Consider the following 2,560-nt stretch of genomic DNA (forward strand, 5'->3'; position numbering starts at 1 on the left):
GCTTAGTTTTGCCTGTAATTAATTTGTGATTTGTCATTTGTTATTTGTCATTTGTCATTTGTCATTTGTCCTTTGTCCTTTGTCATTTGTCATTCGTCATTCTCCCCCTGCCTCCCCTGCCTGCCTCAACAGATTATTTTCTTAACTGAACTGTATTGTTACCTGGGTTTGTTCTGAATATGAGTAAAGTTTGCTAGTGTACGCATTATAGGATTTTAGGCAAATCTGTTGTAAATCATGCCACCGCTATAAGCCAAAATTTTTATAGATACTCACACAGGTACAGTCAAAATGGATATTAAAAATGGCTTCGTCGGCGCTGTTGGTAACACACCCCTAATTCGCTTAAACAGTTTCAGTGAAGAAACAGGGTGTGAAATCCTCGCTAAAGCTGAATTTCTCAATCCTGGCGGTTCCGTCAAAGACCGCGCTGCACTTTACATCATCCAAGATGCAGAAGAGAAAGGTTTACTCAAACCCGGTGGCACAGTTGTAGAAGGAACTGCTGGTAATACTGGCATTGGGCTGGCGCATATTTGCAACGCCAAAGGCTACAAATGCCTAATTATTATTCCCGATACTCAGTCACAAGAAAAAATAGACGCACTAACAGCACTAGGCGCAGAAGTTCGTCCCGTCCCTGCTGTACCCTACAAAGACCCAAACAACTACGTCAAGCTATCTGGCAGAGTTGCTGCTGAGTTGGAAAACGCTATTTGGGCGAATCAGTTTGATAACTTAGCCAACCGCCGCGCCCACTACGAAACCACAGGGCCGGAAATTTGGACACAGACAGATGGTAAAATAGATGCATGGACAACTGCAACTGGTACTGGTGGTACTTATGCTGGTGTGGCGTTGTACTTGAAAGAACAAAATCCGGCGATTAAATGCGTTGTTGCTGATCCGCTAGGTAGTACACTTTATAGCTATGTCAAAACCGGCGAAATCAATACAGAAGGAAATTCCATCACCGAAGGCATCGGTAACGGTCGTGTCACAGCCAATATGGAAGGCGCACCTGCTGATGATGCCATCCAAATCGATGATAAAGAAGCTCTACGGGTAGTTTACCAACTGCTAAGGAAAGATGGGCTGTTAATGGGCGGCTCAACAGGTATTAATGTTGGCGCAGCTATTGCCCTAGCGAAGCAGTTGGGGCCAGGACATACCATTGTCACCATCTTATGTGATAGTGGTTCCCGCTATCAGTCGCGGATATTCAATCCTGAATGGCTAGCCTCAAAAGGACTTTCAATAGATTAGTCATTAGTCATTAGTCATTAGTCATTAGCTTCCGACTTTTGACAAATGACTAATGACAAATGACAAATCACAAAGGACAAATGAACAACATAACTCAACCATCAAACTTCCCGATAATAGACCAACCCTCTTCTCCTAGATGTGTGCGGGTTTGTCAAAATCGCACTTGCAAAAAGCAAGGTGCAGCCAAGGTATTAGCAGCTTTTGCAGCTATGCCAATCCCCGATGTAACGGTAACGGCTAGCAGCTGTTTGGGACAATGCGGCAATGGGCCGATGGTGCTGGTATTACCCGATATGGTCTGGTATAGCGGCGTTAAACCCGATGAAGTATCTCTACTGATAGAAAATCATTTGCTAGGTGGTCAAAGAGTCCAACAGATGCTCTATTATCGGTTTCATCCCCAGAAATCAAACTAATTAACAATATCAATGTCTGCAATATTGTTGACTGAAGTGAGGCATCCAATGAATATTCAACAGCTGCGTCAATCCTTAAAACAAAAGTGGCTGAGTTACTACGAGCAAAATATTTCCTGGCTGGTCAAAATGCGAATTTGGGGCACTTACGATGGTCTGCGCCGTCCTTTGTCCGGTTTTATTTTGGCAACACTCTCTGTTTTAGAACCCCAGTTTGATGAAATACTTGCTTTTTTGTTGGAGTTGAATAACGATCCAGATAAAATAGTCGCCGCTTTAGGTCTTAACTTCAATCCTGATGAAGAGTTACGTTTAATAAAATCAGACCATTCTATGGGTATAACCCAAGTTGAAAGCGAGTCGCCAGATGAGAAGTATTTTGAGGATAAACATCTATCATCGGCTGTAACTGCCAGCAAGATTGCGCTTCATTCTCTTGCCAAGACCCTAGATTCTAACTTGTCACGCGCCGATCAACTTGTGCCATCGATTACAGCTACCACTGAAAGAGTTCGCACACGTAAATCGGAGTTGGTAGTTGCATTTGCTACTAAAATTGCTCCAGATACTCCGGTAAAAACGCCATCCTCTGGTTTTTTAAGCGAATATCAACCAATAGGATCGCACTCTGCGCTGACAATGACTGCTGAGGTTAACAGCAAAGTTAAAACTATGCCATCTATGGCATTAGCTAGTGAGGTTAAAAGCAACGCGCCATCTGTCCGAATCCCTGTGGGCGCATCATTGGCAATTACCACTGAGATTAACAGTAATGGTAAACCAGTGCGATCGCTAGCAATTACTACTGAGCTTAAAAGCAACAGCAAACAACCGAATATTCAACCAACATATGTTAAAAGTAAATTAAATTTACC

Annotated in this window: 3 protein-coding genes; all 3 read left to right on the forward strand. The window is 43.0% G+C overall.

Translation table 11 applies throughout. The features are described from left to right. Window positions 1-291 precede the first annotated feature (291 nt). On the forward strand, window positions 292-1,266 hold the full coding sequence (locus LC574_RS35110; protein ID WP_229458233.1) for a cysteine synthase A: 975 nt from the start codon (window positions 292-294) through the stop codon (window positions 1,264-1,266). Window positions 1,267-1,346: 80 nt separating this feature from the next. Next, window positions 1,347-1,685: a ferredoxin gene (locus tag LC574_RS35115; RefSeq protein ID WP_229458235.1), complete on the forward strand. Its 339-nt coding sequence runs from the start codon at window positions 1,347-1,349 to the stop codon at window positions 1,683-1,685. Between the two features lie 48 nt (window positions 1,686-1,733). After that, window positions 1,734-2,560 (forward strand): DUF5331 domain-containing protein (locus tag LC574_RS35120; protein ID WP_229458234.1); only part of this gene is annotated, 827 nt, incomplete at its 3' end.

The sequence above is a fragment of the Nostoc sp. CHAB 5715 genome, assembly GCF_020829685.1.
Lineage (GTDB): Bacteria > Cyanobacteriota > Cyanobacteriia > Cyanobacteriales > Nostocaceae > Nostoc.

Excerpts from the sequence above, each read along its gene's own strand:
- LC574_RS35110 (WP_229458233.1), top strand. The coding sequence starts at position 292 with ATGGATATTAAAAATGGCTTCGTCGGCGCTGTTGGTAACACACCCCTA.
- LC574_RS35115 (WP_229458235.1), top strand. The coding sequence starts at position 1,347 with ATGAACAACATAACTCAACCATCAAACTTCCCGATAATAGACCAACCC.